The sequence below is a fragment of the Oceaniradius stylonematis genome, from assembly GCF_965223445.1.
Classification (GTDB): Bacteria; Pseudomonadota; Alphaproteobacteria; order Rhizobiales; family Rhizobiaceae; genus Roseitalea; species Roseitalea stylonematis.
In genome coordinates this window covers 3,125,533-3,148,714 of sequence record NZ_OZ244994.1, presented here as the reverse complement: position 1 = coordinate 3,148,714, position 23,182 = coordinate 3,125,533, and the positions used below count along the sequence as shown (strand labels likewise).

Below are 23,182 nucleotides of genomic sequence, written 5' to 3'. Positions count from 1 at the left end.
CATGTCAGGAGACCCGCGTAACGGGCGCGGGGCGCGGCCGTCCGTAGGCGGCGATGACAGTCTCGCCCGCCACAGCCATCTGTCCGGCGAACACCTGCGGCGTCGCCTCCGGCGGCAGATAGACATCGACGCGCGAGCCAAAGCGGATCAGGCCGATCCGTTCGCCGGCGCCCAGTTCCTCGCCCTCCTCGCAGAAGGAGATGATCCGCCGCGCCACCAGCCCGGCCACCTGGACGGCGGCGACGGCGCCGTGCGGGCTGTCGAAGACAAAGCCGTTGCGCTCGTTCTCGCGGCTGGCCTTGTCGAGATCGGCGTTCAGGAACTTGCCGGGCTTATAGGCGAGCGTCGTGATCCGGCCGCGCACGGGTGCCCGGTTCACATGCACCGAAAAGACGTTCATGAAGACCGAGATGCGCGTGCGCTCCGCATCGCCCAGACCGAGTTCGGCAGGCGGCACGGCCGGTCCGATCGCCGAGACGACGCCGTCGGCGGGGCTGACGACGATGTCATCGTCAAGCGGCGTGACGCGTTGCGGATCTCGAAAAAAATATGCGCACCAGCCGGTCAGCGCCAGGCCGATCCAGAACAGCGGATCCCAGATCAGGCCGAGGACGACGGCGGCTGCGAAGAACGCGCCGACGAAAGGCCAGCCCTCGCGCCGCACGGGGACGAAGGCTTTGGTCACGGTGTCGAGCAGGCTCATGGCGGCATCCGGAATGGGTGTTGTGGCACGGACATATGGCGTGCGGACGGCGCGCGCAAGACGCGCGTGCCGCCCATTGTGTGACGCCTACTCCGCCGGCGCGGCGGGCGCCTTGCGCTCGATGATGCCCAACTCGTCGGCCTCGCGGGCCGCGCGCAAGCGGGCCTCGGCCTCGATCGCCTCGGACTGGCGCGCCCACATCTGCGCATAGAGCCCATCGGGAATGCCCAAAAGGTCGGCATGGCGACCCCTTTCGGCGATCTGTCCGTCGCGCAGCACGATGATCTCGTCGGCGCCGATCACCGTTGAAAGGCGATGCGCGATGACCAGCGTCGTCCGGCCCCTGGAAACCAGATCGAGCGAGGACTGGATTTCCTGTTCGGTGGCCGTGTCGAGCGCCGATGTCGCCTCGTCGAGGATCAGGATCGGCGGCGCCTTGAGGATCGTGCGGGCGATGGCGACGCGCTGCTTTTCGCCGCCCGACAATTTCAGGCCGCGTTCGCCGACCATCGTCCGGAACCCCTGCGGCAATCCCTCGATGAACGGGCCGATCTGCGCCATTTCGGCCGCTTTTTCGACTTCCTCGTCGGTCGCATCGGGACGGCCGTAGCGGATGTTGTAGGCGATCGTGTCGTTGAAAAGGACCGTGTCCTGGGGAACCATGCCGATCGCCGCGCGCAGCGATTCCTGCGTGACCGCGCGCACATCCTGACCGTCGATCGTCACCGCGCCGTCCTGCACGTCGTAAAAGCGGAAGAGCAGCCGCGAGATGGTCGACTTGCCGGCGCCGGAAGGGCCGACAATGGCCACGGTCTTTCCCGCCGGCACATCGAACGAAATGCCCTTGAGGATCGGCCGGTCGGGGTCATAGGCGAACTGAACGTCCTCGAAGCGGATGGCGCCGTCGGCGATGGCGAGAGGCTGGGCATCGGGGCGGTCGGTCACCTCCGCTTCGACATCGAGCAGATCGAACATCTGCTCGATGTCGGTCAGCCCCTGCCGGATCTCGCGGTAGATGAAGCCGATGAAGTTGAGCGGCACGGAGAGCTGCATCAGCATGGCGTTGATGAAGACGAAGTCGCCGATCGTCTGCTCGCCGGCCTGGACGGCGCGCGCCGACATGGCCATCATCACCAGAAGGCCGATGCCGAAGATAACGCCCTGGCCGAAATTGAGCCAGCCGAGCGACGTCCAGACCTTGGTCGCCGAATGCTCGTAGCCGGCCATGGAGCGGTCGTAGCGTTCGGCCTCCATCCGCTCGTTGCCGAAATATTTCACCGTCTCGAAATTGAGCAGGGAATCGATCGCCTTGGTGTTGGCGTCGGTGTCCGAATTGTTCATGTCGCGCCGGATCTGGATGCGCCAGTCCGACGCGCGCACCGTGAACACCGAATAGGCGGCAACCGTCGCCGCGGTGACCGCGACATACTCCCAGCCATAGGCAAAGCCGAAAACGATCGCGATCAGGCCGAACTCGATGATCGTCGGGGCGGTGTTCAGGATGGTGAAGCGGACGATCGCCTCGATGCCCTTGGTGCCGCGCTCGATGATGCGCGACAGGCCGCCGGTGCGGCGCTCGAGATGAAAGCGCAGCGACAGGGCGTGCATGTGCACGAAGGTCTTGTAGGCCAGTTGGCGCACCGCATGCTGGCCGACACGGGCGAACAGCGCGTCGCGCAACTGGTTGAACGCCACATTGACGATGCGGAAGACATTGTAGGCGACGACCAGCATGATCGGCGCCAAAAGCGCTGCCGGGATCCAGTCGGCCGCCGTCAGTTCGCCATTGAGCGCGTCCGTCGCCCATTTGAAGCCGAAGGGCACCAGCATCAGGACCAGCTTGGCGAGCAGCAGGTAAAGCAGCGCCCACAGGACGCGGGCCTTCAGGTCGGGCCGGCCATCGGGCCACATATAGGGCCACAGGTTGAGGATTGTGCGCAGCGTGGCGCCGCTGTCGGCGGAGACGGTCTTGTCAGACAAAAGGCGTTTCTTTCAAATCGGGTGCAGACATCGTATCGGCCGGCGACAGGCACTCGCCGGAAAAGTCGGAAAGGCGCATACACAGCCCCGCAAGCGCCTCCCTGTCGAGACGGTAATGGGAATGGGGACGGCGGCGGTCGACCTTGACCAGACCGGCCTCGGCCAGGACCTTGAGATGTTGCGAAACGGTGGACTGGGCGAGCGGCAGACGATCGACCACATCCTTGCAGCAGCTCCTTTCCGAACAGGCAAGCGCGCGCAGGATGGTCAGCCGCACGGGATGGGCCAGTGCAGCAAGCTGCCGCGCCAAGATCTGATCGTCGCGGGCCGGGGCCGGAGCACACTTGGTCATCGCCAATCGACGATAAACGATGAACAGGGCATGCGCCAGCGGATTCTGGCGGGCTCAACCGGACCGTCCGCAGCGAAACGTCAGTTGGCGCTTCGCAATTGCCGGTGCACGTCCTCGGCATCGGCACGCGCCTCGTCCGGCACGGCGAACACCTGGCCCGGCCAGATGCGGTCCGGATCGGATATCTGCTCTTCGTTCGCCAGATAGATGGTCGTGTATTTGACGCCCTGGCCGTAAACCCGCCGCGATATCTGCCACAGCGTGTCGCCGCGGCGGATGATCACCGACTGACCGGTGGGCACCAGTCCGCCGGATATTTCGGCCGGCGCGGTGTCGATTGGCGGCGGCCCCTGCAGCACGCCGAGTGCCTGCGGCACGGCTGTAGAACCTGTCGCACGGTCGGCGGGTTGCGCAGCCTCGTCGCCGGCCGAACCGGATGGCGCATCGAGGCTTGCCGTCTCGTCCGCCGGCTTCTCAGGCGCCAACGCGTCGAAAGGCACGGTGGGCGGTGAGGCAGGCAGGCGCGCCGAGGGCGCGACGGCAATCGCCGCCAGCCGTTCGCCGGCCTGACGCGTGAACGGCACGGAGACGCGCTTGAGCACGTCGCCCGACACCGGATCGATGGCATCGGCGCGGATGATGTAGTCGCCGACCGGCAGGTCACGGCGCACCTGAATCAGGAAGCGCCCGCCGTCGCTGGACGTCGTGTCGCCGAGCAGCATCTCGTTGGCATAAAGCCGCAGGCGCGTTCCGGCGGTTGCCGCGCCCGCCACGAAAAGCTCCGCCCCGTCGATTTCGACGGCCTCGATGCGCAGGTCTGGCGCGGTGCCCGCTGGCTCCGGCGCGGAGACGGCGGCCGGTTCGTCCGTGTCGGGCAAGGCGGCCAGTTCGACCGTAGGCGCGCCTTCGGGTTCCTCGGTTGCGCCGGCCGTCTCGCTCTCATCGGTCAAAGGCGTGTCGCTTTCGGCCGCGGCAGCCGTTTCCGGCTCGGGCGTTACGGTCTCGAGCACCGGCGTCTGCGGACCAGGCGTGGTGATCAGCCGCGATGCCTCGCCCGGCGCCTCGACCAGCGCAAGAACCTCGTTGGAGCCGGCTTCGGGGATGGCGACGACGGCGGTTTCGAGCGATGTCACCACAAGCCCGTCGGGCGCGGTCGCCCGCAGCACGATCTGATAGTCGCCGGGGGCCAGCGGCTCGTCGAGCACGGCAGCGAAATCACCCGTTGGGCCGGCGGTCGCCGTCGCGATGGTGCGGCTGCCGGCGATGATCTCCATGGTCGCGCCGGCCGGTCCGGAGCCCGCAATGACCAGCGATCCGTCCGGCTCGGCGCGCAAGAGATCGAAACGGGGCACGACGGCGGCGAGCGTTGCATCGCCATTGTCCCGCATCTCGTCAGGTTGCGTCGCGACATCGGGCAAGATGCTCTGATCGCCAAGCGTCGGCGGTTCGGCCGTCCGGTCGACCATCGCGACCTCGGTGCCCGTTTCGGCGTCCGGTGAGACTTCGTCTGGCGCCGCGTCGGCGACCGGTTGCGTATCGTCTTCGGTGGGGGTGCCGGCATCGCCGGCAGTTTGCGGCGCCGGATGCTCCAAAGGCTCGGTCGCGACGGTTTCAGTGGGCGCGCCGAAGCGCGACTGCCATGCCTGCCGAACATCGTCGAAATCGACGACGGCCGCCGTCGAGGCGATCGCCGTGCCGGCGGTCAGGGCACCAAACAGCCAAAGTCCCGCATAGGGGTGTGCCATCCATGTCACTCCACGACGCACCGGCGCCCGCAAATCGGTGCGCAGAATCTTACGCGTTCAATCTAGGCCGTTTCGCCGGGGGCTGCAAACGCGGGCCCGGCACAGCCCGCTTGACCTTTTCCCGCACCCGCGCCACAGATCGGCGATGACCGACATTCAATCGATTTGCGTTTATAGCGGCTCCTCGCCCGGCACCGACGACGACTATGGCCGGTCGGCCCACCGGCTCGGTGCTGCGATCGCGGCAGCCGGGCTGCGCCTCGTCTATGGCGGCGGCACCAAAGGACTGATGGGCGCGGTTTCGCGCGGCGTGATGGACAATGGCGGCAAGGTCACCGGCATCATTCCAAAGTTCCTGATGCACAAGGAGGCGACCGAAGACGCGCTCGGCACGCTCGACGAACTGATCGTCACCGAAGACATGCATGAGCGCAAACACGCCATGTTCGAGCGGTCGGACGCCTTCGTGACGCTGCCCGGCGGCATCGGAACGCTTGAGGAGGTCATCGAGATCATGACCTGGGCGCAGCTCGGCCGGCACACCAAGCCGATCGTACTGGCCAATATGGGCGGCTTCTGGAATCCCCTCACCACGCTGCTCGATCACATGCGCGACAGCGGCTTCATCCACACCGGGCACCGGGTCCGGCCGCTGGTGCTCGATACGGTGGACGAAATCGTGCCCGCCCTGCTGGCCGCGGCCAACGGCGCCGAGGGCGACCCGGCGGTGATCGGCAGGCTTTGACCGCCGCCGGACTTCCATCGTTGCATTGACAGACGGATGTCATCGACGTGTGGTTTTGAGGGCGAACATCACCTTCGGAGCCCGCCATGCCACGCCAACTCGCCCTCGCCCTTCTCGCCGCCGCCGCCACGGGTGCGGCCATCGCCGACGGATTTGCCGACACACCGGTGCAACTCGGGCCGCGGCCGTTCTTCCTGATCGACAATATGGACGATGGCGCGCTCAAGGAAGCGCTGGCTGCCTGCCAATCGGGGCCCTTCACGCGCTCGAACTGGTCGATCGGCCATCGCGGCGCGCCTTTGATGTTCCCCGAGCACACGGTCGAATCGAACCGGGCCGCCGCGCGCATGGGTGCTGGCATTCTTGAATGCGACGTGACCTTCACGATGGACAAGGAACTGGTCTGCCGCCACGCGCAGAACGATCTGCACACGACCACCAACATTCTGGCCACCGATCTGGCCGCGACGTGCGTTACACCGTTCACCCCGGCGTCGAACGGCCAGCCGGCGAGAGCCGAATGCCGCACGTCGGAGATCACGCTCGACCAGTTCCGCACCCTGACGCCCAAGATGGACGCCGCCAACCGCAGTGCAACCACGGTCGAGGACTATCTGGACGGCACGGCCGGCTGGCGCACGGATCTTTACGCCGCCGATCCCGCAACGCTGATGACGCATGCCGAATCGATCGAACTGTTCGCGTCGCTCGGTGCGAAGTTCACGCCCGAACTGAAGACGCCATCGGTCGAGATGCCGTTCGGCGGGTTCAGCCAGCAGGACTACGCGCAAAAGCTGATCGACGAATACAAGGCCGCCGGAATACCGGCTTCGGAGGTCTGGGCGCAGTCGTTCAATCTCGAGGATGTGCTCTACTGGATCGAGAACGAGCCGGAATTCGGCGCGCAGGCGGTCTATCTGATCGACCATTATGCGATCGAAGGATGGGACCCGATGGACCCGGCCACCTGGCCGCAGACGATGGAAGAACTGAAGGCCATGGGCGTCAACCATGTGGCGCCGCCGACATGGGTTCTCGTCACCGTGGACAGTGATGGCGCCATGGTTCCGTCCGTCTGGGCCGAGGAAGCCAAGGCGGCCGGTCTCGACATCATCGCATGGACCGTCGAGCGCTCGGGGAACCTGCGCCATGGCGGCGGCTGGTACTATCAGTCGGTGGCCGAGGTCACCGACAATGACGGCGACGTCTTCAACCTGCTGCATGTGCTGCACAAGGCTGTCGGCGTGGTCGGCGTCTTCTCGGACTGGCCGGCAACGACCACCTATTACGCCAACTGTTTCGGTCTGGAATAGATCAGGCGGCGGGCGGCGAGCGTCCGACGATCCGGGCGGCCGCGCGCGCGCTTTGAAAGAGCGACAGGGTGTAAAGCGCGAGCGCGCCCCAGATGAAGCCGAAGGCGACAAGCTGCCAGAACGAGAACGGCTCGCCGAAGATGAAGATCGCGACCAGGAAGATCAGCGTCGGCGTCAGATACTGCATCACGCCGATCGTCGTGAAGCGCAGCAGTTTGGCACCGTTGGCGTAGAGGATCAGCGGGATCGCAGTGACCGGTCCGGCAAGCAGCAACAGCCAGATGTCGCTCCATCCAGTGAGGCCGAAATGGCCGGTGCCCTGCGCGGTCATCCAGACGACGATGGCAAGGCCGGGCACCGACAGAAGCAGCACTTCGAGCATGAACCCCTGCGAGGCGCCCACCGGCAATGTCTTGCGGAAAAAGGCGTAAAGGCCGAACGAAAAGGCCAGCGTCAGCGACACCCATGGCAGGCCGCCCGCGCGCATTGTCAGGATGGCGACGGCGATGACGGCACAGCCGACCGCCAGCGCCTGCAGCCGGTTAAGCCGTTCGCCGAGAAACACCGTCGCCAGGAGCACATTGACAAGCGGGTTGATGTAATAGCCGAGCGCGGCCTCGACCGTGCGTTCGGCGGCGATGGCCCAGACATAGACGCCCCAATTGATCGAGATGAGCCCGGCGGTCAGCGCCGCCTGCGCAAGGGTTTTCGGATCGCGCAGCGCGGCGCGCAGATCGGCGGTGCGGCGCATCAGGATCAGAAGAAGGCCCGCCACCGGCACAGACCAGATCACGCGATGGGCCACCACTTCCCAGGCCGGCATATGGTCGACCGCCTTCATGTAGAAAGGCAAAAGCCCCCAAAAGAGGAACGCGCCGAGCGCAAAGGCAAAGCCGGCGGCGGGTTCGGTGCCCGAACCGGCGCCAGTCTGCCGGTCAGCGCTCATTCCGCCGCCATCAGGCCGGCGGTGCCCCTGTTCTTCATCAGCTTGAAGGTGATCGAATCCATCAGCGCCTGGAAGGAGGCATCGATGATGTTGTCGGACACGCCGACCGTCCACCAGCGCCGGCCGGTCATGTCGGTGGATTCGATCAGGACGCGGGTGATCGCCTCGGTGCCGCCGTTCAGAATGCGCACCTTGTAGTCGACCAGTTCGAGATCGGCGATCTCGCCCTGGTACTTGCCCAGATCCTTGCGCAGCGCCAGATCGAGCGCGTTGACGGGCCCCTGCCCTTCGGCGACCGACATGCGCTGCTCGCCATCGACCGTCAGCTTGACCACCGCTTCGGACAGCGTGATCAGCGCGCCGCGCGCATTGTGGCGGCGTTCGACCACGCAGCGGAACGAATCCACCTCGAAGAAGTCCGGCACTTCGCCGAGCGTCCTGCGGGCCAGAAGCTCGAAGCTGGCGTCGGCCCCCTCATAGGCATAGCCGTCCGCCTCGCGCTCCTTGACGATGGCAATCAGCGTGTCGAGGCGCGGATCGTCCTTGGCGACGGCGATGCCGCGCCGCTTGAGCTCGTTGATGAAGTTGGACTTGCCGCCCTGGTCGGAGACCATGACACGCCGCATGTTGCCGACGCATTCGGCAGGCACGTGCTCGTAGGTCTTGGGGTCCTTGACCAGGGCCGAGGCGTGGATGCCGGCCTTGGTGGCAAAGGCCGATGCGCCGACATAGGGCGCCTGCGCGTCCGGCGCCCGGTTGAGCAACTCGTCAAAGGACCGCGACAGGCGCGTCAGCCCGGCCAGGTTTTCGCCTGAAATGCCGGTCTCGAAGCGCTCCGACCAGACCGGCTTCAGCCCCAGCGTGGCGATCAGCGTGACCAGATTGGCGTTGCCGCAGCGTTCGCCGATGCCGTTCAGCGTGCCCTGCACCTGCCGCACGCCCGCATCGATGGCGGCCAGCGAATTGGCGACCGCCTGACCGGTGTCGTCATGGGCATGGATGCCAAGCCGGTCGCCGGGAACGCCGGCCTCGATGACCGCACGGGTGATCGCACGCACTTCGCCCGGCTGGGTTCCGCCATTGGTGTCGCACAGGACGATCCAGCGCGCGCGAGCCTCAAGTGCGGCGCGGGCGCAATCCAGCGCATAGTCCGGATTGGCCTTGTAGCCGTCGAAGAAATGCTCGCAATCGACCATCGCCTCGCGCCCGGCAGAGATGGCGGCCGCGACCGAGTCGCGGATCGAGTCCAGATTTTCCTCGAGCGAGCAGCCGAGCGCCACATCGACATGATAGTCCCACGCCTTGGCAACAAAGCAGACCGCGTCCGCCGCAGCGCCCGTCAGCGCGGCAAGGCCGGGGTCGTTTGAGGCCGAGACGCCGGCGCGTTTGGTCATGCCGAAGGCGACGAAAGCGGCGTCGCTGGTTCGCTTGCGCTCGAAAAAGGCCGTGTCGGTGGGGTTGGCGCCGGGATAGCCGCCCTCGACATAGTCGATGCCGAACTCGTCCAGCAGCCGCGCGATGGTGATCTTGTCCTCGACCGAAAAATCGATGGCCGGCGTCTGCTGGCCGTCACGGAGAGTGGTGTCGAACAGATAAATGCGATCGCGGGCGGGCATGGATGGCCTCGTTCAGAAAACCCCGGCGTAGTAGAGCACGGCGAGCGTGATCGCAACGACGGCGATACCCTTGGCGATCAGCCCGTAGAGCAGCCATTTGGGCATCTGCGTCTGCGGATTGCGCTCAGCCATGGCCGTGTCTCGGCGGCCAGACATCTGTGTCGTGATCGGGATGCTGCCGGTTTGTTGCGGCGATGTCGCGGACGCGCTGGCCGTCGAGATACTCCTCTTCTTCAGTGGTGCGGCCGTCGCGTTCGACCGCCTCTACAATCCACGGCATCCTCGATTCCACGCCATAGGTCGAAACCGGCGGCACCGATGCCGGATCGTCCAGTGAGCCGAGCGTGATCGTCATGCCGTCAAAGCCAACGGTCTCGAACAGAAGCGGCGTGCCACAGTCACGGCAGAAACCGCGCCGCACCGGTCCCGATGAGTGAAACCAGGCCGGTTCGCCCCGGGTGATTTCAAAGGCCGCCCGTTCGACGCTGGCCAACGGCACGAAATAGTTGCCGACCGCCTTCTGGCACATGCGACAATGACACAAATGCGGGTCTTTGAGCGGCAACGTGACGCGGTAGCGCACCGCGCCGCACTGGCACCCGCCGGAGAGCGATTCGCTCATCGTCTGACCTCCCATGTCGTCACGCGTTCGCCGGTGTCCGGGTCCTTGCCGTCCTTGAGCTGGATGCCCCGTTCAAGCAATTCGTCGCGGATGCGGTCGGCTTCGGCCCAGTTCTTGTCGGCAATCAGGGCGAGGCGGGCATCGATGGCCGTCTGCACGGCATCGAGGTCGACGTCGCCGACCGGAGCCGCCGGCGGCAGACCGAGCAATTCGAGCGCGTCGCGAAGCGGTTCGCCGGCAAGTCCATTGAGGGCGTGGATCGCGTCGACACTGTTGAGGTCGTCGCTCAGCGCATCGATCACGGCTTGCCGCGTGCCATTGCTTATGGCTTCGCCGGCCCGCCGCCACAGGCGCGCCATAAGCGCTTCCGCCTCCTCCAGCCGCCGGACCGAAAAATCGATCGGCTCGCGATAATGGGTCATCAGCATGGCAAGGCGCAGCACCTCGCCGGGCCACGCGCGCCCGCCGAACTTCTCCGTCGCCAGCAGTTCATGGACCGTGACGAAATTGCCGAGCGACTTCGACATCTTCCTGCCCTCGACCTGCAGGAAGCCATTGTGCATCCAGACATTGGCCATGGTCGCCGTCCCATGGGCGCAGCGGCTCTGGGCGATCTCGTTTTCATGATGGGGAAAGACCAGATCGATGCCGCCGCCATGAATGTCGAACACCTCGCCCAGATGATGCGCGCTCATCACCGAGCATTCGATGTGCCAACCCGGGCGGCCGCGAATGTGCGTGCCGCCGAACTCTGCATCCCAGCCCGGCTCGTTCGATCCGCTCTGCTTCCACAGCACGAAATCAGCCGCATCGCGCTTGTGATCGGCGACGGCGACGCGCGCGCCGGCCTTCTGATCGGCGAGATCGCGCCCCGAAAGAGCGCCATAATCCGGCATCGAGCCCACATCGAACAGCACTTCCGCGCCCTCGTCGCCAGTTGCGACATAGGCATGGCCGCGCGCAATCAGGTCGTTGATCATCGCGATCATGCCGGCGACATGTTCGGTGGCGCGCGGCTCATGGGTCGGCGGCAGACAGCCGAGCGCCAGCGCGTCGGCCTGGAACTGGGCGGCGGTCTTCTCGGTCACCGCGCGAATCGCCTCGTTCAGCGGCAGATCGGGATAGTCGCGCAGCGCCCGCGCGTTGATCTTGTCCTCGACGTCGGTAATGTTGCGGACATAGGTGACATGATCGGCGCCATAGACGTGCCGCAGCAGCCGGAACAACACGTCGAAGACGATGACCGGCCGCGCATTGCCGATATGGGCGTAGTCATAGACGGTCGGTCCGCACACATAGAGGCGGACGTTTTCCGGATCGATCGGCGTGAACGGCGCCTTGGCGCGCGTCAGCGTGTTGTAGAGGCGGATCGTGCTGCCGGCGGTTTCGGCCATCTCAGATTATCCTTCCATGCGCCCTCGCGCGCGCCGCTCTTGCCATGCCGGCGACGGCGATGCCAAGCGCCCAACGGCCCCAAGCGGGCGATTTTTGCTTCCGTACGCCGCCACCCGCGTCGCGAGAGCGATGGACGCCTTGCACGCAATCCGTGGTTGCCATTGGTACAATTGAGACGCTTTTTTTGCCCTCCCCCGAAAAATCCCCTGTTCAAGATCGGCAACGAACGGCTACCATGGGCGCCTCTGCGCAAGGCGGAGCCGGGTATCTCGCGGTGGAGTTTGCGCCCCATCTTCCACTGTGCTCGGCCATTTGCTTCTCACGGACCAGGAGCGGCAAATGGCAGATGCCTGGGGCGCCTGCGCAGAGATCACGCCTTGCGGCTGGCGGTTCAGCCCCCCAGGCTGGCCAGCAGCCCGATGGCGAGCGCCGTCATGATCACCGCAATCAGCACGTCGAGCACGCGCCATGCGCCGGGCTTTGCGAACAATGGCGCCAGAAGCCGCGCGCCATAGCCGAGCGAAAAGAACCAGACGAAACTGGCCGTCATCGCGCCGCCGCCAAATGCCACGCGCGCCGCGCCCTCATACCGTCCCGACAGACTTCCCAGCAACACGACCGTGTCCAGATAGACGTGCGGGTTGAGGAAGGTGAACGCCAGGCACGTTGCAATCGCCGCCTTGAGCGGCAGCGGCTTGCCACCCGGCGCCTCGGCCAGAAGGACTGACGGCCGCAGGGCGCGGCGCAGCGCCAGCGCCGCATAGACGAGAAGGAACGCCGCGCCGCCCAGTGTCACGATGGTGATCAGGGACGGGTTGGCGGCGATCAGCGTACCGAGCCCGGCGACGCCGGCGGCGATCAAAAGCGCGTCGGACAGTGCGCAGATCAGGCACAGGATGAACACATGGCTGCGCATCAGCCCCTGACGCAGGATGAACGCGTTCTGTGCGCCAATCGCGATGATCAGCGTCGCGCCGAGCAGGAATCCGGAGAAAGCGGCGGAAAACATCGGACAGAGGCGCCAGAGAGGTCAGAACAGGCTGGGTTGGCTCTCTTCGCCGCCAGTGTCGGTTTTTGCAACCGTTTTCGCCGCGCCCGGCAGCGCGAAGGCGCGCGGTTCGACCGGCTCCTGAACGTCGGGGCCGGCATTGGCCACCTTGTTGACCTTGTCGGACACCGCGATGGCGTCGAACATCACCTGCGCGTCGGGCGCAAAAAGATCGACAATGTCGGCGGGGCCCTGACCGCGCACATCGAGCCAGCGGTCATGGTGCTCGGGCCGCAGCGCGACCGGCACACGGTGGTGGATATGGGACAGATCGTCGGGCGCGGCCATCGTCATGATCGCGCACGTGTCGATCTCGCTGCCATCCTTTCCGATCCATGTTTCATGCAAGCCCGCAAAGCCGACGGGGCCGCCGTCGCGCGGCCGCACCCAAAAGGCCTGCGACTGGCCGGACGCCTTGTCCCGTGCCCATTCGTAAAAGCCCGATGCGGGAATGATGCAGCGCCGGTGACGCATCGCCGCGCGGAACGAGGCCTTTTCCGCCGCGGTTTCCGAACGGGCATTGATCAGAAGCGGGAAGTCCTCGGGATCCTTGACCCAGGCGGGCAGCAAGCCCCAGCGCATCAGAAGCGCGTTGCGATCGGGCAGGTTCGAGCCCTCCGGACGCGTCTCGGCAGCGGTGACGACCAAAAGGGGCTGCGTTGGCGCGATGTTGTAGCGCGGGGGGAAGTCCTCGACCTCGGCCACCCTGAAATAGCGTTCAACCTCTTCGCGAGCATGGGTCAGAGCAAGGCGGCCGCACATCAGCTGTCCCCGTTCATCGGGCGCGCCAGCCGATCATTGCGCGTGGGCGGCGCGGAACTGGTAAAGGTCGGCCGTGCGCTCGGCGCTGAAGACATCGCCTTGAGCCGACGAAAGCCGGTTGCGCTCAAGCTCGATCTCGAGCTGGATGCGCCGGCGATCTTCCTCCGCTGTCGCGGCGGACAGTTCGCGTATCAGCCTGTCGATTTCCTGCTGGGCCGAGTCGCGTTCCGAGCGGGCGTCATGAACCCGGCGGCCGACGGTGTAGGCCTCGTTGAAGGCCAGCGCCATGTCGGCCGGACAGGCATTGCGGTTGATGCCGCCCGTACGGCCCACATTGAGCCCGTTGGCCGGCGTGCAATAGGTGCGGATGCCGCGTTCCCAACCTGTCTGCCAGCTTGCCGCATCGACCGAGATGCCGTGCTTGGTGCAGGCTTCCTGATGCTGGCCGACATAGGTGACGGGAAACCCGCGCGTGCCGTCGGACTCGCCCAATTGCTGCCAGTCGACCACCTGGCACTGTTCCTCGCTGAGCGTCGCGCAGGACGACAACGCCATCATCGCCGCGCCCAAGACGCCGGCCGCCACCAAGTATCGCATTTGAAACCCCATTTGCCGCCCCGGCGGAGCCTATCGCCAAGAGCGGCAATGTGGCAAATGCCGATCGGTCGAATTGGGGGAGCTTTTCACGACAATGGCCGATGCGCGCCATCCAGCGGCCGCCGTTTCGGTGGTGATCCGCGACGAGCAGTCCGGTGCATTCCTGTTGGCGCGGCGCGCCCGTCCGCCTGCCCAGGACCTTTGGGCTTTTCCCGGTGGCCGGGTCCATTGGGGGGAAACGATTCGCCAGGCGGCCATGCGCGAACTGGCCGAGGAAACGGCGCTGACGGCCGATCCCGACAGCCTGAGGGTGGCCGAAGTGGTCGACCTGATCGGCGACGAGAACCTTCGGGGCGCGCCCGAGCACCATTTCGTCCTGACCGTTTTCACCGGAACCGCAACCGGCACGCCGGTGGCCGGCGACGATGCCGCCGAACTGCGCTTCGTCACCGTCGATGAAATGGACGGGCTGGCGATGACGCGAACGACACTTGCGACAGCGAGGCGCCTTGCCGGCCTTTGACCGGCAGCCCACGTAATCGTGACCGGGTGTCATTGGCGCCGAAGGCGGCGGGGCCATAGGCTCTCGGGCATCCCGCACTTGATCGAGGTGCCGCCAATGCCCCGTATCGACCGCTTCGCCGGCCCCATCGCCGCCCTTGCCCTGCTGCTGGTGTCGGGGATGATGATGGCGAGACCCGCCCATGCCGATCCGATCCGTTGGTCTATGGAGGGCTGGAAAACCGACTTCGAAAAGAGTTCCGTCGATCTGGCGCGGATCCTGTCCGGCGGGCCGCCGCGCGACGGCATTCCGTCGATCGACAATCCGGTGTTCGAGTTCGTGCCCGGCCATGACGACCTTGCACCGCAGGAGCCCGTCGTCGGCCTGACGATCGACGGAGACGCGCGCGCCTATCCGCTGCGCATCCTGACATGGCACGAGATCGTCAACGATGTGGTCGGCGGCACGCCCGTTGCGGTCACCTATTGCCCCTTGTGCAATTCGGCGCCGGTCTTCGAGCGGACGGTGGACGGCCGGGTGCTCGAATTCGGCACGACGGGAAAGCTCAAGGATTCCAACCTGATCATGTATGATCGGCAGACCGAGACTTGGTGGCAGCAATTCACCGGCGAAGCGATCGTCGGCGAGATGACCGGCGCAGAACTGACCCTGGTTCCGGCACGGCTGCAATCCTGGGCCGAGTTCTCAGAGGAAAACCCGAACGGGCGCGTGCTGGTGCCCAACAATCCGAACATGCGCGATTACGGCCGCAACCCTTACCGCAGCTATGACACGTCACGCCCCTTTCTCTATGACGGTCAGTTGCCCGAGGGCATCGAGCCGATGGAACGCGTGGTCATCGTGCCGCGCGGCGACGAGGAGCCGCTGATCGTGACGATGCAAACCGTCTCTGAGGCCGGCACCTGGCAAGCCGACGGGCTGGATTTCGTATGGACCGCCGGCCGCGCATCGGCGCTGGACACGACGCGGATCGCCGAAGGCCGCGATGTGGGCACGGTTCTGGTCACGCGCGAGGGGAGCGACGTGCCTTATGATGTGACGTTTGCCTTCGTTGCCCATGCCTTTCATCCCGGTGTCACGATCGTCGGCCAGTGATGGCGGCAGAACCTGCAAGCTTGTTTGTGCCCCAATTGGATGCCAGATACCGACGCGACAGGTGAACAGGGGATTGACGATGCTGCGCGCATTGTGTGTCAGCAAACCGGCGGTCGTGGCCGGACTGGCGTGGATGATGGCGCTCGCTCCGGTTGCCGGAAATGCACAGCCGGTGGCCTATGACGAGAAACTGGGCAGGCTGGCCGAAGTTCTCGGCTCGATCCATTATCTGCGCAACCTGTGCACGGAGCCGAGCAATCGCTGGCGTGACGAGATGGAACAATTGCTGTCGGTCGAAAAGCCGGAACCGCTGCGGCGCGCCCAGCTCATCGCGGCCTTCAACAAGGGCTATCGCAGCTTCGACAGCGTCTACACGCGCTGCACCGACCAGGCGCGGCTGTCGGCCGACCGCTATGTCGAGGAAGGGCGGACGCTGGCGCTTGACCTTGCGAGCACCTATGGCGCGCAGTAGCGCGCGATCGTTAACGATTGTACGATCTTCGCAATTACAAACGGGCGGCGTGTGTTAGATAGGGACAGTGCGTACCGGCGGGCTTGTGCCGGAGAAGACGGGAATTGCATCATGGAAACAGAACAGAAGATCGATGCGCTGGACGATGCGATCGCCCTTGAAAAACGGCGTGCCGCCCGCGAGATGCAGTCCGAAATCTGGGCAGATGGCATGCTTGAGGGCATCGAGACCGATATTCTGGCGGACGCTGCCATGGCGACCGCCCTTGAAGAGATCGTCGGCGAAAATGGCGAGGATGCCGCACTGGCGGTGATCGACGACATTCGCCAGCGTCTGGTGGCCGGCGAGTTCACCCGGCTGCGCACGCTGCAATAGGAACCCCTGTACGCGGCGAAAGCCGGGAGACAATGGCTGTGCCGACCGACATCCGCTCCGAGGCAAACCGAGCCGTCCGGGCGACGGTCGCGGCACTGGCTGCGATGGCGCTTCTGGCGACCGGTCCGGCTGCGGCCAGCAATGCGCAGGATGTCATCGCACCGCCGCCCTCCGGTGTCATTCCCGTTCCTGCGCCGATGATCGGCGCCGAAGACCCCGACAACCCGCTGGCCGCGCCGCCCGCCATCCCGCGCGGCGGCGATCCGGCGCGCAACCAGGCGGGCGCCAGCGAGACCACGGTCGAATTTTCCGACGACGTATCGCTCCTGCCCGCGCCGGTCAGGCGAATGCGCGAACTGATCATGGAGGCGGCCCGGTCGGGCGATCCCGAACGGCTGCGGCCGCTGATCGGCACCGGCGCGGACACGACCCGGCTGTCGCTCGCCGAGGTCGAAGGCGATCCGGTGGACTATTTCAAGTCGATATCGGGCGATTCGGAAGGCCATGAGATGCTGGCCATCCTGCTGGAGGTCTTCGAGGCAGGCTATGCGCGGTTCGATGCTGGCGGCGAGGCCGAACTCTATGTCTGGCCCGATTTCTTCGCCAAACCGCTCGACTCGCTGACGCCCGAGGAGCGGGTAGACCTGTTCAAGCTGGTCACCGCCGGCGACTATGAGGACATGGTCGGCTTCGGCTCCTACATCTTCTTCCGCGCCGGCATCACCCCCGAGGGCCGCTGGCTGTTCTTCGTCGCCGGCGACTGATCAGGGGATCTGGGTCTGGTGATGCTGGACCAGGCTCCAGTCATCGTTTTTTCGGGCATAGGTCGATGTGCACAAGGCCCTGTAGGGCGCGGAGCCGCGGCGGCGCCCTTCGGCGCGATAGGCAAGCACGATGACGCCGCTTGCCGGGCTCGCGGTCGTCTGATCGGTCATGGCGACGAGGTCCCAGCGCGGGACATGCTCCGTCCGTTGCTGTAGCTGGGCGCCCAGCATCATGCCGACGGGTTCGGGAAATGCCATTACGCAGAGGCCGGACATGGCGGCGCTCAGGCGTTCGCGGCACCCGGTCCACAACTGCTCTTCCATCTGCCAGATCGTCTCGCTCATCGTTCTCCCCGGTCCACCGTCGACATCGTCACAAACATGACAGTTCTAGGCGCGGCACCGGGCGGTGGCCACCAACCAAAGGATGAACCGAAAGGAGCGGTCGCCCGACCGTTTCAGACCGGAAGTGCCTCGTTGAACAGCACTTTTTCGCCCTTTGACGGGGTGACGATCTCGCCCTCCCACATGACCCGTTCGCCGCGGACAATCGTGCCGACCGGCCAGCCGGTCACGTCCATGCCGTCGAACGCGGTCCAGCCCGCCTTGGTTCCCGCATCCACATGCCGGATGGTTTCGCTGCGCTTGAGATCGACGATGGTGAAGTCGGCATCATAGCCCTTGGCGATGCGCCCCTTGGTGGCGATGCCGAAGAGGCGCTGCTGGCCGTGCGCGGTCAAGTCGACGAACCGTTCCAGGCTGAGCCGGCCCTTGCTGACATGATCGAGCATGACGGGGACCAGATACTGGACGCCCGGCATGCCCGAGGGCGAGGCCGGATAGGGCTTTTGCTTTTCTTCCAGCGTGTGCGGCGCATGGTCCGAGCCGAGCACGTCGATCACGCCCTGCGCGATGCCCTTCCATATCCCGTCGCGGTGGCGCGCCTCGCGGATCGGCGGGTTCATCTGGATCAGCGTGCCGCGTTCCGCATAGTCGTCGGCGGTGAAGGTCAGATGGTTGGGCAGCGCCTCGCAGGTGGCCACATCCTTGTTCTGCGCGAGGAACTCGATCTCCTCGGCTGTCGAGATATGCAGGACATGGATGCGCGCGCGGTTGTCCCGCGCGATCCGTACGAGCCTTTTGGTGCATTTGAGCGCCGCCTCGACATCGCGCCACACCGGATGCGACGACGGATCGCCCTCGATACGTTCGCCCGCACGGTCGCGCAGCCTGTATTCGTCCTCGGAATGAAAGGCAGCCCGACGGCGCGTGTTGCGCAGGATCGCCGCAACGCCCTCATCGTCCTCGACGAGGAGATCGCCGGTCGACGAGCCCATGAACACCTTGATGCCGGCCGCCCCCGGCAACCGTTCCAGTTCGCCGACGATGCCGGCGTTCTCGTGCGTGCCGCCGACCCAGAAGGCAAAATCGCAGTGCATCCGTCCGGTGGCGCGCGCGATCTTGTCGGCCAGCGCCTCCTCTGTGACGGTCAGCGGGTTGGTGTTGGGCATCTCGAACACGGTCGTCACGCCGCCGAGCACGGCCGCGCGCGAACCGGTCTCCAAGTCCTCCTTGTGCTCGAGGCCAGGCTCGCGGAAATGCACCTGACTGTCGATCACGCCGGGCAGAACGTGCAGGCCGGTGCAGTCGATGACATCGCCGGCTGCGGCGGTATCGATCGTGCCGATGGCCGCGATGCGGCCGTCGGCGATGCCGACATCGCGCACGCCGATGCCGTCATGATTGACCACGGTTCCGCCCTTGAGAACCGTGTCGAACGTCTGTGTCATCTGCCTGTCCCCGCTGTCTTGCCGTTGCCGTGTGATCGGCTTACGTATCGGCCAATCGGTTTGCAAGGAAAGCTGACATGCCGTCTCTGGTTTTGCCCGGCCGGGCCGTGATCGCCGTGACCGGCGAGGACGCCGCGCACCTTCTGCACAATTTGCTGACCTGTGATATCGAGGCACTTTCGCCGGGCGTGGCGCAGCCCGGCGCGCTGCTGACGCCGCAGGGCAAGGTGATGTTCGACTTCCTCGTCGCGCGTGACGATGACGGCTTCCTGATCGATATCGATGGCGCGCAGGCCGACGCTTTCCTCAAGCGCATGACGCTCTACAAGCTGCGCTCCAAGGCCGATTTTTCCGTGCGCGATGAACAGGTTGTGACCGTTTCCTGGGACGATGAATCGGGCGGTTCGCAGATTGATTCAAGCGTGCACCTGCGTGACCAACGGTTCGCGGCCACCGCCGTGACCCGCGCCATCGTTCCGTCGGGCACGGTGCTGGCGGACGCGGCATCGGAGCGGGACTGGCACCGTCTGCGCATCGACAATGGCGTCGTGGAAAGCGGCACCGACTTCGCGCTGGGCGATGTGTTCGGCCATGACATCTCGCTCGACCAGAATGGCGGGCTCGACTTCAAGAAGGGCTGCTATGTCGGCCAGGAGGTGGTGAGCCGGATGCAGCATCGCGGCACGGCGCGGCGGCGCGTGGTGATCGTATCGGGCGACGCAGCGCTGCCTGCGACCGGGGCGGAGATTACCGCCGGCGGCAAGCCGGCGGGCACGCTGGGTACCGTGGCCGGCGACCGCGCTCTGGCGATCGTCCGTCTCGACCGGATCAGGACAGCGGCCGACACGGGCGCGCCGGTGCTTGCCGGCGATATTGCGGTGCGCGCGGATCTGCCGCCGGGCGTCAGCTATCGGTGGCCGGCGAGCACGGCGGACACCGGCAATGCCTGACAAGGCCGGCGCTCCGCCGCGCGCCTGGCAGCGCATGCTGTCGGGCCGGCGGCTCGATCTGCTCGACCCCTCGCCGCTCGACATCGAGATCAGCGACATCGCGCACGGGCTCGCGCGCGTGGCGCGCTGGAACGGGCAGACCCGCGGCGATCATGCCTTTTCGGTTGCGCAGCATTGCCTGGCAGTCGAGCAGATCGTGCGCCGGCTGAAACCGGATGCGGACCGGACGCTGCTCTTGATGGCGCTGCTCCACGATGCGCCCGAATATGTCATCGGAGACATGATCTCGCCGTTCAAGCACGTGATGGGCGGCGACTACAAGGCGGTCGAAGGCCGGCTGCACATGGCGATCCATCTGCGCTTTTCCCTGCCAGCCGAAACACCTTCCGCCGCCAGGAAACTGATCAAGCGCGCCGACATGATCGCCGCCTTTCACGAGGCGACGCGGCTCGCCGGTTTCACAATTGCCGAGGCGGGCACCTATTTCGGCCGGCCGCGCACGGTGACTGCCGACGGTTTGCCGCTGACGCCGCAGCCCTCGGCCACCGTCGAGGCCGCCTTTCTGGCGCGGTTCGCCGAACTGGAACAGCCGCCGGCTCGACCCGGCGAAAAGGGCTGAGCGATGCCCTATCTCGCCGTCTGTTCGCTCGCCCGAATTGCCGATACGGCACGCCGTCACGCGCCGAGCCACATGCTGACGGTGATCAGCGGCGATCCGGACGTACAGCGCCCGGAATCGGTGGAGCCTGACCATCATCTGCGCCTTGCCATGAACGACGTGTTCCGGGATGTGCCCGGCCTCGTTACGCCCGCCGAGGACCATGTTCGGGCGATCATCGACTTCGGCCGCAATTGGGACCGGACCGCGCCGATGCTGATCCACTGCTTTGCAGGCGTGTCGCGATCGACGGCCAGCGCCTACATGATCGCGCTGGCGCTCAATCCCGATCTCGATGCGATGATGGCAGCGCGGCTGTTGCGGCTGCGTTCATCGACGGCGACGCCGAACCCGAAACTTGTCGCCATTGCCGACGATGTTCTGGGGCGCGGCGGCGCGATGGTCGACGCAATCCGGTCCATCGGACGCGGCGCGGATTGTTTCGAGGGCGCACCGTTCGTCTTCCCCGTGTCGGACGATCACGCCGGCCAGTTCTGAAATTTCAGCGCATAGGCGTTTTCCAGGCCCGGGCGGACATTGCAGCGGTCGACATCGCCCCTGGCCCACTTGCAGACCTTGGGGTCCATCACCTTGCGCCAGAGCGGCGGAATGGCCGCCAGCACGAACGAGCCGGGATAGCCGCTGGGCAGATGCGGCAGATCGTCGAAATTGCGCAGCGCCTGATAGGGCCTGAGCGGATTGGCGTGGTGGTCCGAATGGCGCTGCAGATGGAACAGCATCAGGTTGGAGACGATGTGGTTGGTGTTCCACGAATGGCGCGGTTCGCACGGCCCGTAGCGCCCGTTCGGCTTGCGGTCGCGCTTGAGGCCGTAATGCTCGACATAGTTGGCCATCGACAGATGGAACCATGCCACCGCATGGCTGATCGCGATGAAGGGCAGGACGATCCAGCCGAGAAACGCGACGAGCAGCGCGGCGACCGCAAGCGCGATGGCGTAGCCCTGCAGGAGATCGTTGCGCCAGTGCCAGAAGGGCAGGCCCTTCTTTTCGAGCCGCTTGCGCTCCAGCGCCCAGCCTTCGGCGACGACGCTGGGGATCTCGCGCGCGGCGAATGCGTAGAGGCTTTCGCCGAGCCGGCCCGACGCACGGTCTTCGGGCGTTGCCACCTGCACGTGATGGCCGCGATTGTGCTCAAGGCAGAAATGGGCATAGCCGCTCAGCGCACACATGATCTTGGCGCCCCACTGGTCGAGACGGTTCGGCTTGTGGCCGAGTTCATGGGCGACCGTCAGCCCTGTGCCGGACGAGGCGCCCGCACCGACGGCGAGCAACAGCCACGCCCAGACCGGCACGGGCTGGGTGGATGCGACGATTGCCGGTACGAGAAAGCTGGCCCAGAAGACCGGCACCGACAAAAACAGCAGCGCCCGGTAATATTGGTCCTCGGACAGCGCGCCGACGACCGCTTCGGGCGGATTGTTGGGGTCGCTTCCGACCACCATGTCGATCAGCGGCGTTGCGACGTAATAGACGAGCACGGGAAGCAGCGCCCAGACCGGATTGCCGGTAGCCCAGAGCGCCAGCGCGCCGATCGCCGGGACTGACGGTGTCAGGACCGAGATGATCCAGAGCCATCGCTTCCGGTCGACATAGCGGATTTCGCCGCCATCATCGGTGGTTGCCACGAAGATCATGCAAACGCATTCCGTTGGTTGACGTTTACGTCAACTGTGCCCGAGAACCGGGGGCGAGTCAAAAGGGGCCTGCCGTCGTTCAATCCCGGTCCAGAACGATGTCGAGGCCCAGATCGAGCGTTGGCGCGGCCATGGTGATCTTCGACGTCGAGATGAAGTCGACGCCGGTCTCGGCAATGGCCGCCACCGTATCCAGATCGACATTGCCAGAGGCTTCCAGCTTGACCTTGCCACCATTGTGGGAGCGGTTGATCGCCACGGCCTGACGCAGCAGATCGGGCGTCATATTGTCGAGCAGCACGATGTCGGGGGCCGCCGGCAGCGCCGCGCGCAACTGGTCGAGCGTGTCGACCTCGATCTCGACCATGACGGTGTGGCCGACATGGGCGCGCGCATTGCGCACGGCCTCGGCCACCCCGCCCGAGACGGCGATATGGTTGTCCTTGATCAGCACCGCGTCATCGAGACCGAACCGGTGGTTGCTGCCGCCACCGCAGCGCACGGCATACTTGGCCAATGTGCGGTGGCCGGGCACGGTCTTGCGCGTGTCGCACACCCTGGCGTGGGTGTGGGCGATGGCGGCGGCAAACCGCGCGGTGTGCGTTGCAATGCCCGACAGCATCATCAGATAGTTGAGCGCGACACGCTCCGCCGACAGGATCACGCGGGCATTGCCGCTGATGGCGGCGACAATGGTGCCCGGCTCGACCGTGTCGCCATCGGCGACATGCGCGACGAGCCGAAGACCGCTTCCGATGGCCGCAAAAGCCGCTTCGGCCAGCGGCAGCCCGGCAATCGTCCCGTGCTCGCGGCTGGCGATGACGGCCCGCGCGGTCATGTCCGGCGCGATCGTCGCATCGGTCGTGATATCGCCGGCCCGGCCGAGGTCTTCGAGGAGCGCCGCGCGCACGGCGTCCTCGACCATCAGGGCGGGCAGGCTGGGGGGATATGATTGTATGTCGGGCATGGCGGTCTCCGGCGGCGGCGCCACGAAGACCCGGCGTCATGGAAATGTCAACGTGCCATGCCAAACAGGCCGCATCCGCTTGCATTCCCCAACCGCCCAAGAGGTTTCC

At 65.7% G+C, this 23,182-nt stretch carries 25 protein-coding genes; 10 read left to right on the top strand and 15 right to left on the bottom strand.

What is annotated here, in order from left to right:
* Window positions 1–4 precede the first annotated feature (4 nt).
* From ACOQOU_RS15505 to ACOQOU_RS15490, 4 genes are all read right to left on the bottom strand, one after another.
* Entirely contained in the window at window positions 5–718 is a 714-nt protein-coding gene (locus tag ACOQOU_RS15505) for a phosphatidylserine decarboxylase (RefSeq protein ID WP_306024870.1), read from the bottom strand.
* A 72-nt stretch (window positions 719–790) separates the two neighbouring features.
* A complete protein-coding gene (locus ACOQOU_RS15500; protein ID WP_306024633.1) occupies window positions 791–2,683 on the bottom strand; it encodes an ABCB family ABC transporter ATP-binding protein/permease in 1,893 nt (630 codons plus the stop codon).
* Window positions 2,676–2,993, bottom strand: a complete 318-nt coding sequence (locus tag ACOQOU_RS15495) for a metalloregulator ArsR/SmtB family transcription factor (protein ID WP_346433260.1) — start codon at window positions 2,991–2,993, stop codon at window positions 2,676–2,678. Before ACOQOU_RS15495 ends, ACOQOU_RS15500 begins: the two co-directional genes overlap by 8 nt.
* Before the next feature lie 122 nt (window positions 2,994–3,115).
* Window positions 3,116–4,780, bottom strand: a complete 1,665-nt coding sequence (locus ACOQOU_RS15490; RefSeq protein WP_306024632.1) for a LysM peptidoglycan-binding domain-containing protein — start codon at window positions 4,778–4,780, stop codon at window positions 3,116–3,118.
* A gap of 145 nt (window positions 4,781–4,925) precedes the next feature.
* Between ACOQOU_RS15490 and ACOQOU_RS15485 the strand changes: the two genes are divergently transcribed.
* A complete protein-coding gene (locus ACOQOU_RS15485; RefSeq protein ID WP_306024631.1) occupies window positions 4,926–5,525 on the top strand; it encodes a TIGR00730 family Rossman fold protein in 600 nt (199 codons plus the stop codon).
* Between the two features lie 86 nt (window positions 5,526–5,611).
* A complete protein-coding gene (locus ACOQOU_RS15480) occupies window positions 5,612–6,838 on the top strand; it encodes a glycerophosphodiester phosphodiesterase family protein (protein WP_306024630.1) in 1,227 nt (408 codons plus the stop codon).
* A gap of 1 nt (window position 6,839) precedes the next feature.
* Here ACOQOU_RS15480 and rarD read toward each other — a convergent pair whose 3' ends face one another.
* The 7 genes from rarD to ACOQOU_RS15445 form a co-directional block, all read right to left on the bottom strand.
* Window positions 6,840–7,784, bottom strand: a complete 945-nt coding sequence (gene rarD, locus ACOQOU_RS15475) for an EamA family transporter RarD (RefSeq protein WP_109765856.1) — start codon at window positions 7,782–7,784, stop codon at window positions 6,840–6,842.
* The gene (gene cimA, locus ACOQOU_RS15470; RefSeq protein WP_306024629.1) at window positions 7,781–9,400 is read right to left on the bottom strand and encodes a citramalate synthase; all 1,620 of its coding nucleotides are present in this window, start codon (window positions 9,398–9,400) and stop codon (window positions 7,781–7,783) included. Before cimA ends, rarD begins: the two co-directional genes overlap by 4 nt.
* 124 nt (window positions 9,401–9,524) lie before the next feature.
* Entirely contained in the window at window positions 9,525–10,022 is a 498-nt protein-coding gene (locus ACOQOU_RS15465; RefSeq protein WP_109765854.1) for a GFA family protein, read from the bottom strand.
* Window positions 10,019–11,416: a cysteine--tRNA ligase gene (gene cysS, locus ACOQOU_RS15460; RefSeq protein WP_306024628.1), complete on the bottom strand. Its 1,398-nt coding sequence runs from the start codon at window positions 11,414–11,416 to the stop codon at window positions 10,019–10,021. The genes ACOQOU_RS15465 and cysS overlap by 4 nt, the downstream gene beginning before the upstream one ends.
* Window positions 11,417–11,808: 392 nt before the next feature.
* Window positions 11,809–12,426 (bottom strand): LysE/ArgO family amino acid transporter, encoded by a 618-nt coding sequence (locus ACOQOU_RS15455; RefSeq protein ID WP_109765852.1) that lies wholly within the window; start codon window positions 12,424–12,426, stop codon window positions 11,809–11,811.
* Between the two features lie 21 nt (window positions 12,427–12,447).
* Window positions 12,448–13,227 (bottom strand): SOS response-associated peptidase, encoded by a 780-nt coding sequence (locus ACOQOU_RS15450; protein WP_306024627.1) that lies wholly within the window; start codon window positions 13,225–13,227, stop codon window positions 12,448–12,450.
* 33 nt (window positions 13,228–13,260) lie between these two features.
* On the bottom strand, window positions 13,261–13,824 hold the full coding sequence (locus ACOQOU_RS15445; protein ID WP_306024626.1) for a DUF2799 domain-containing protein: 564 nt from the start codon (window positions 13,822–13,824) through the stop codon (window positions 13,261–13,263).
* Window positions 13,825–13,918: 94 nt separating this feature from the next.
* Between ACOQOU_RS15445 and ACOQOU_RS15440 the strand changes: the two genes are divergently transcribed.
* From ACOQOU_RS15440 to ACOQOU_RS15420, 5 genes are all read left to right on the top strand, one after another.
* The gene (locus tag ACOQOU_RS15440; RefSeq protein WP_109765849.1) at window positions 13,919–14,347 is read left to right on the top strand and encodes an NUDIX hydrolase; all 429 of its coding nucleotides are present in this window, start codon (window positions 13,919–13,921) and stop codon (window positions 14,345–14,347) included.
* Window positions 14,348–14,443: 96 nt separating this feature from the next.
* A complete protein-coding gene (locus tag ACOQOU_RS15435) occupies window positions 14,444–15,442 on the top strand; it encodes a DUF3179 domain-containing protein (protein WP_306024625.1) in 999 nt (332 codons plus the stop codon).
* Between the two features lie 79 nt (window positions 15,443–15,521).
* Window positions 15,522–15,914 (top strand): TIGR02301 family protein, encoded by a 393-nt coding sequence (locus tag ACOQOU_RS15430; protein WP_109765848.1) that lies wholly within the window; start codon window positions 15,522–15,524, stop codon window positions 15,912–15,914.
* A 111-nt stretch (window positions 15,915–16,025) separates the two neighbouring features.
* Entirely contained in the window at window positions 16,026–16,289 is a 264-nt protein-coding gene (locus tag ACOQOU_RS15425; protein ID WP_109765847.1) for a hypothetical protein, read from the top strand.
* Window positions 16,290–16,321: 32 nt separating this feature from the next.
* Entirely contained in the window at window positions 16,322–17,053 is a 732-nt protein-coding gene (locus ACOQOU_RS15420; protein WP_109765846.1) for a hypothetical protein, read from the top strand.
* Here ACOQOU_RS15420 and ACOQOU_RS15415 read toward each other — a convergent pair whose 3' ends face one another.
* Window positions 17,054–17,398 carry a hypothetical protein gene (locus ACOQOU_RS15415; protein ID WP_306024624.1) on the bottom strand — a complete coding sequence of 115 codons (345 nt, stop codon included), beginning with the start codon at window positions 17,396–17,398 and terminating at the stop codon, window positions 17,054–17,056. It lies immediately after the preceding gene.
* 113 nt (window positions 17,399–17,511) lie between these two features.
* Entirely contained in the window at window positions 17,512–18,843 is a 1,332-nt protein-coding gene (locus ACOQOU_RS15410; protein ID WP_306024623.1) for a dihydroorotase, read from the bottom strand.
* A 77-nt stretch (window positions 18,844–18,920) separates the two neighbouring features.
* Here ACOQOU_RS15410 and ACOQOU_RS15405 point away from each other — a divergent pair, with 77 nt between their 5' ends.
* Genes ACOQOU_RS15405 through ACOQOU_RS15395 form a run of 3 tightly spaced genes read left to right on the top strand, consistent with a single transcriptional unit; the run spans window position 18,921 to window position 20,949 of the window.
* The gene (locus tag ACOQOU_RS15405) at window positions 18,921–19,793 is read left to right on the top strand and encodes a YgfZ/GcvT domain-containing protein (RefSeq protein WP_306024622.1); all 873 of its coding nucleotides are present in this window, start codon (window positions 18,921–18,923) and stop codon (window positions 19,791–19,793) included.
* Window positions 19,786–20,412 carry a YfbR-like 5'-deoxynucleotidase gene (locus tag ACOQOU_RS15400; protein ID WP_109765842.1) on the top strand — a complete coding sequence of 209 codons (627 nt, stop codon included), beginning with the start codon at window positions 19,786–19,788 and terminating at the stop codon, window positions 20,410–20,412. The genes ACOQOU_RS15405 and ACOQOU_RS15400 overlap by 8 nt, the downstream gene beginning before the upstream one ends.
* Window positions 20,413–20,415: 3 nt before the next feature.
* A complete protein-coding gene (locus ACOQOU_RS15395; protein ID WP_306024621.1) occupies window positions 20,416–20,949 on the top strand; it encodes a tyrosine phosphatase family protein in 534 nt (177 codons plus the stop codon).
* On the opposite strand, the gene ACOQOU_RS15390 is transcribed toward ACOQOU_RS15395, so the two are convergent.
* Together ACOQOU_RS15390 and nadC are read right to left on the bottom strand one after the other, a co-directional pair.
* Window positions 20,931–22,106, bottom strand: a complete 1,176-nt coding sequence (locus tag ACOQOU_RS15390; protein WP_306024620.1) for an alkane 1-monooxygenase — start codon at window positions 22,104–22,106, stop codon at window positions 20,931–20,933. The genes ACOQOU_RS15395 and ACOQOU_RS15390 overlap by 19 nt on opposite strands.
* 79 nt (window positions 22,107–22,185) lie before the next feature.
* Window positions 22,186–23,073, bottom strand: a complete 888-nt coding sequence (nadC, locus tag ACOQOU_RS15385; RefSeq protein WP_375567136.1) for a carboxylating nicotinate-nucleotide diphosphorylase — start codon at window positions 23,071–23,073, stop codon at window positions 22,186–22,188.
* Window positions 23,074–23,182 lie beyond the last annotated feature (109 nt).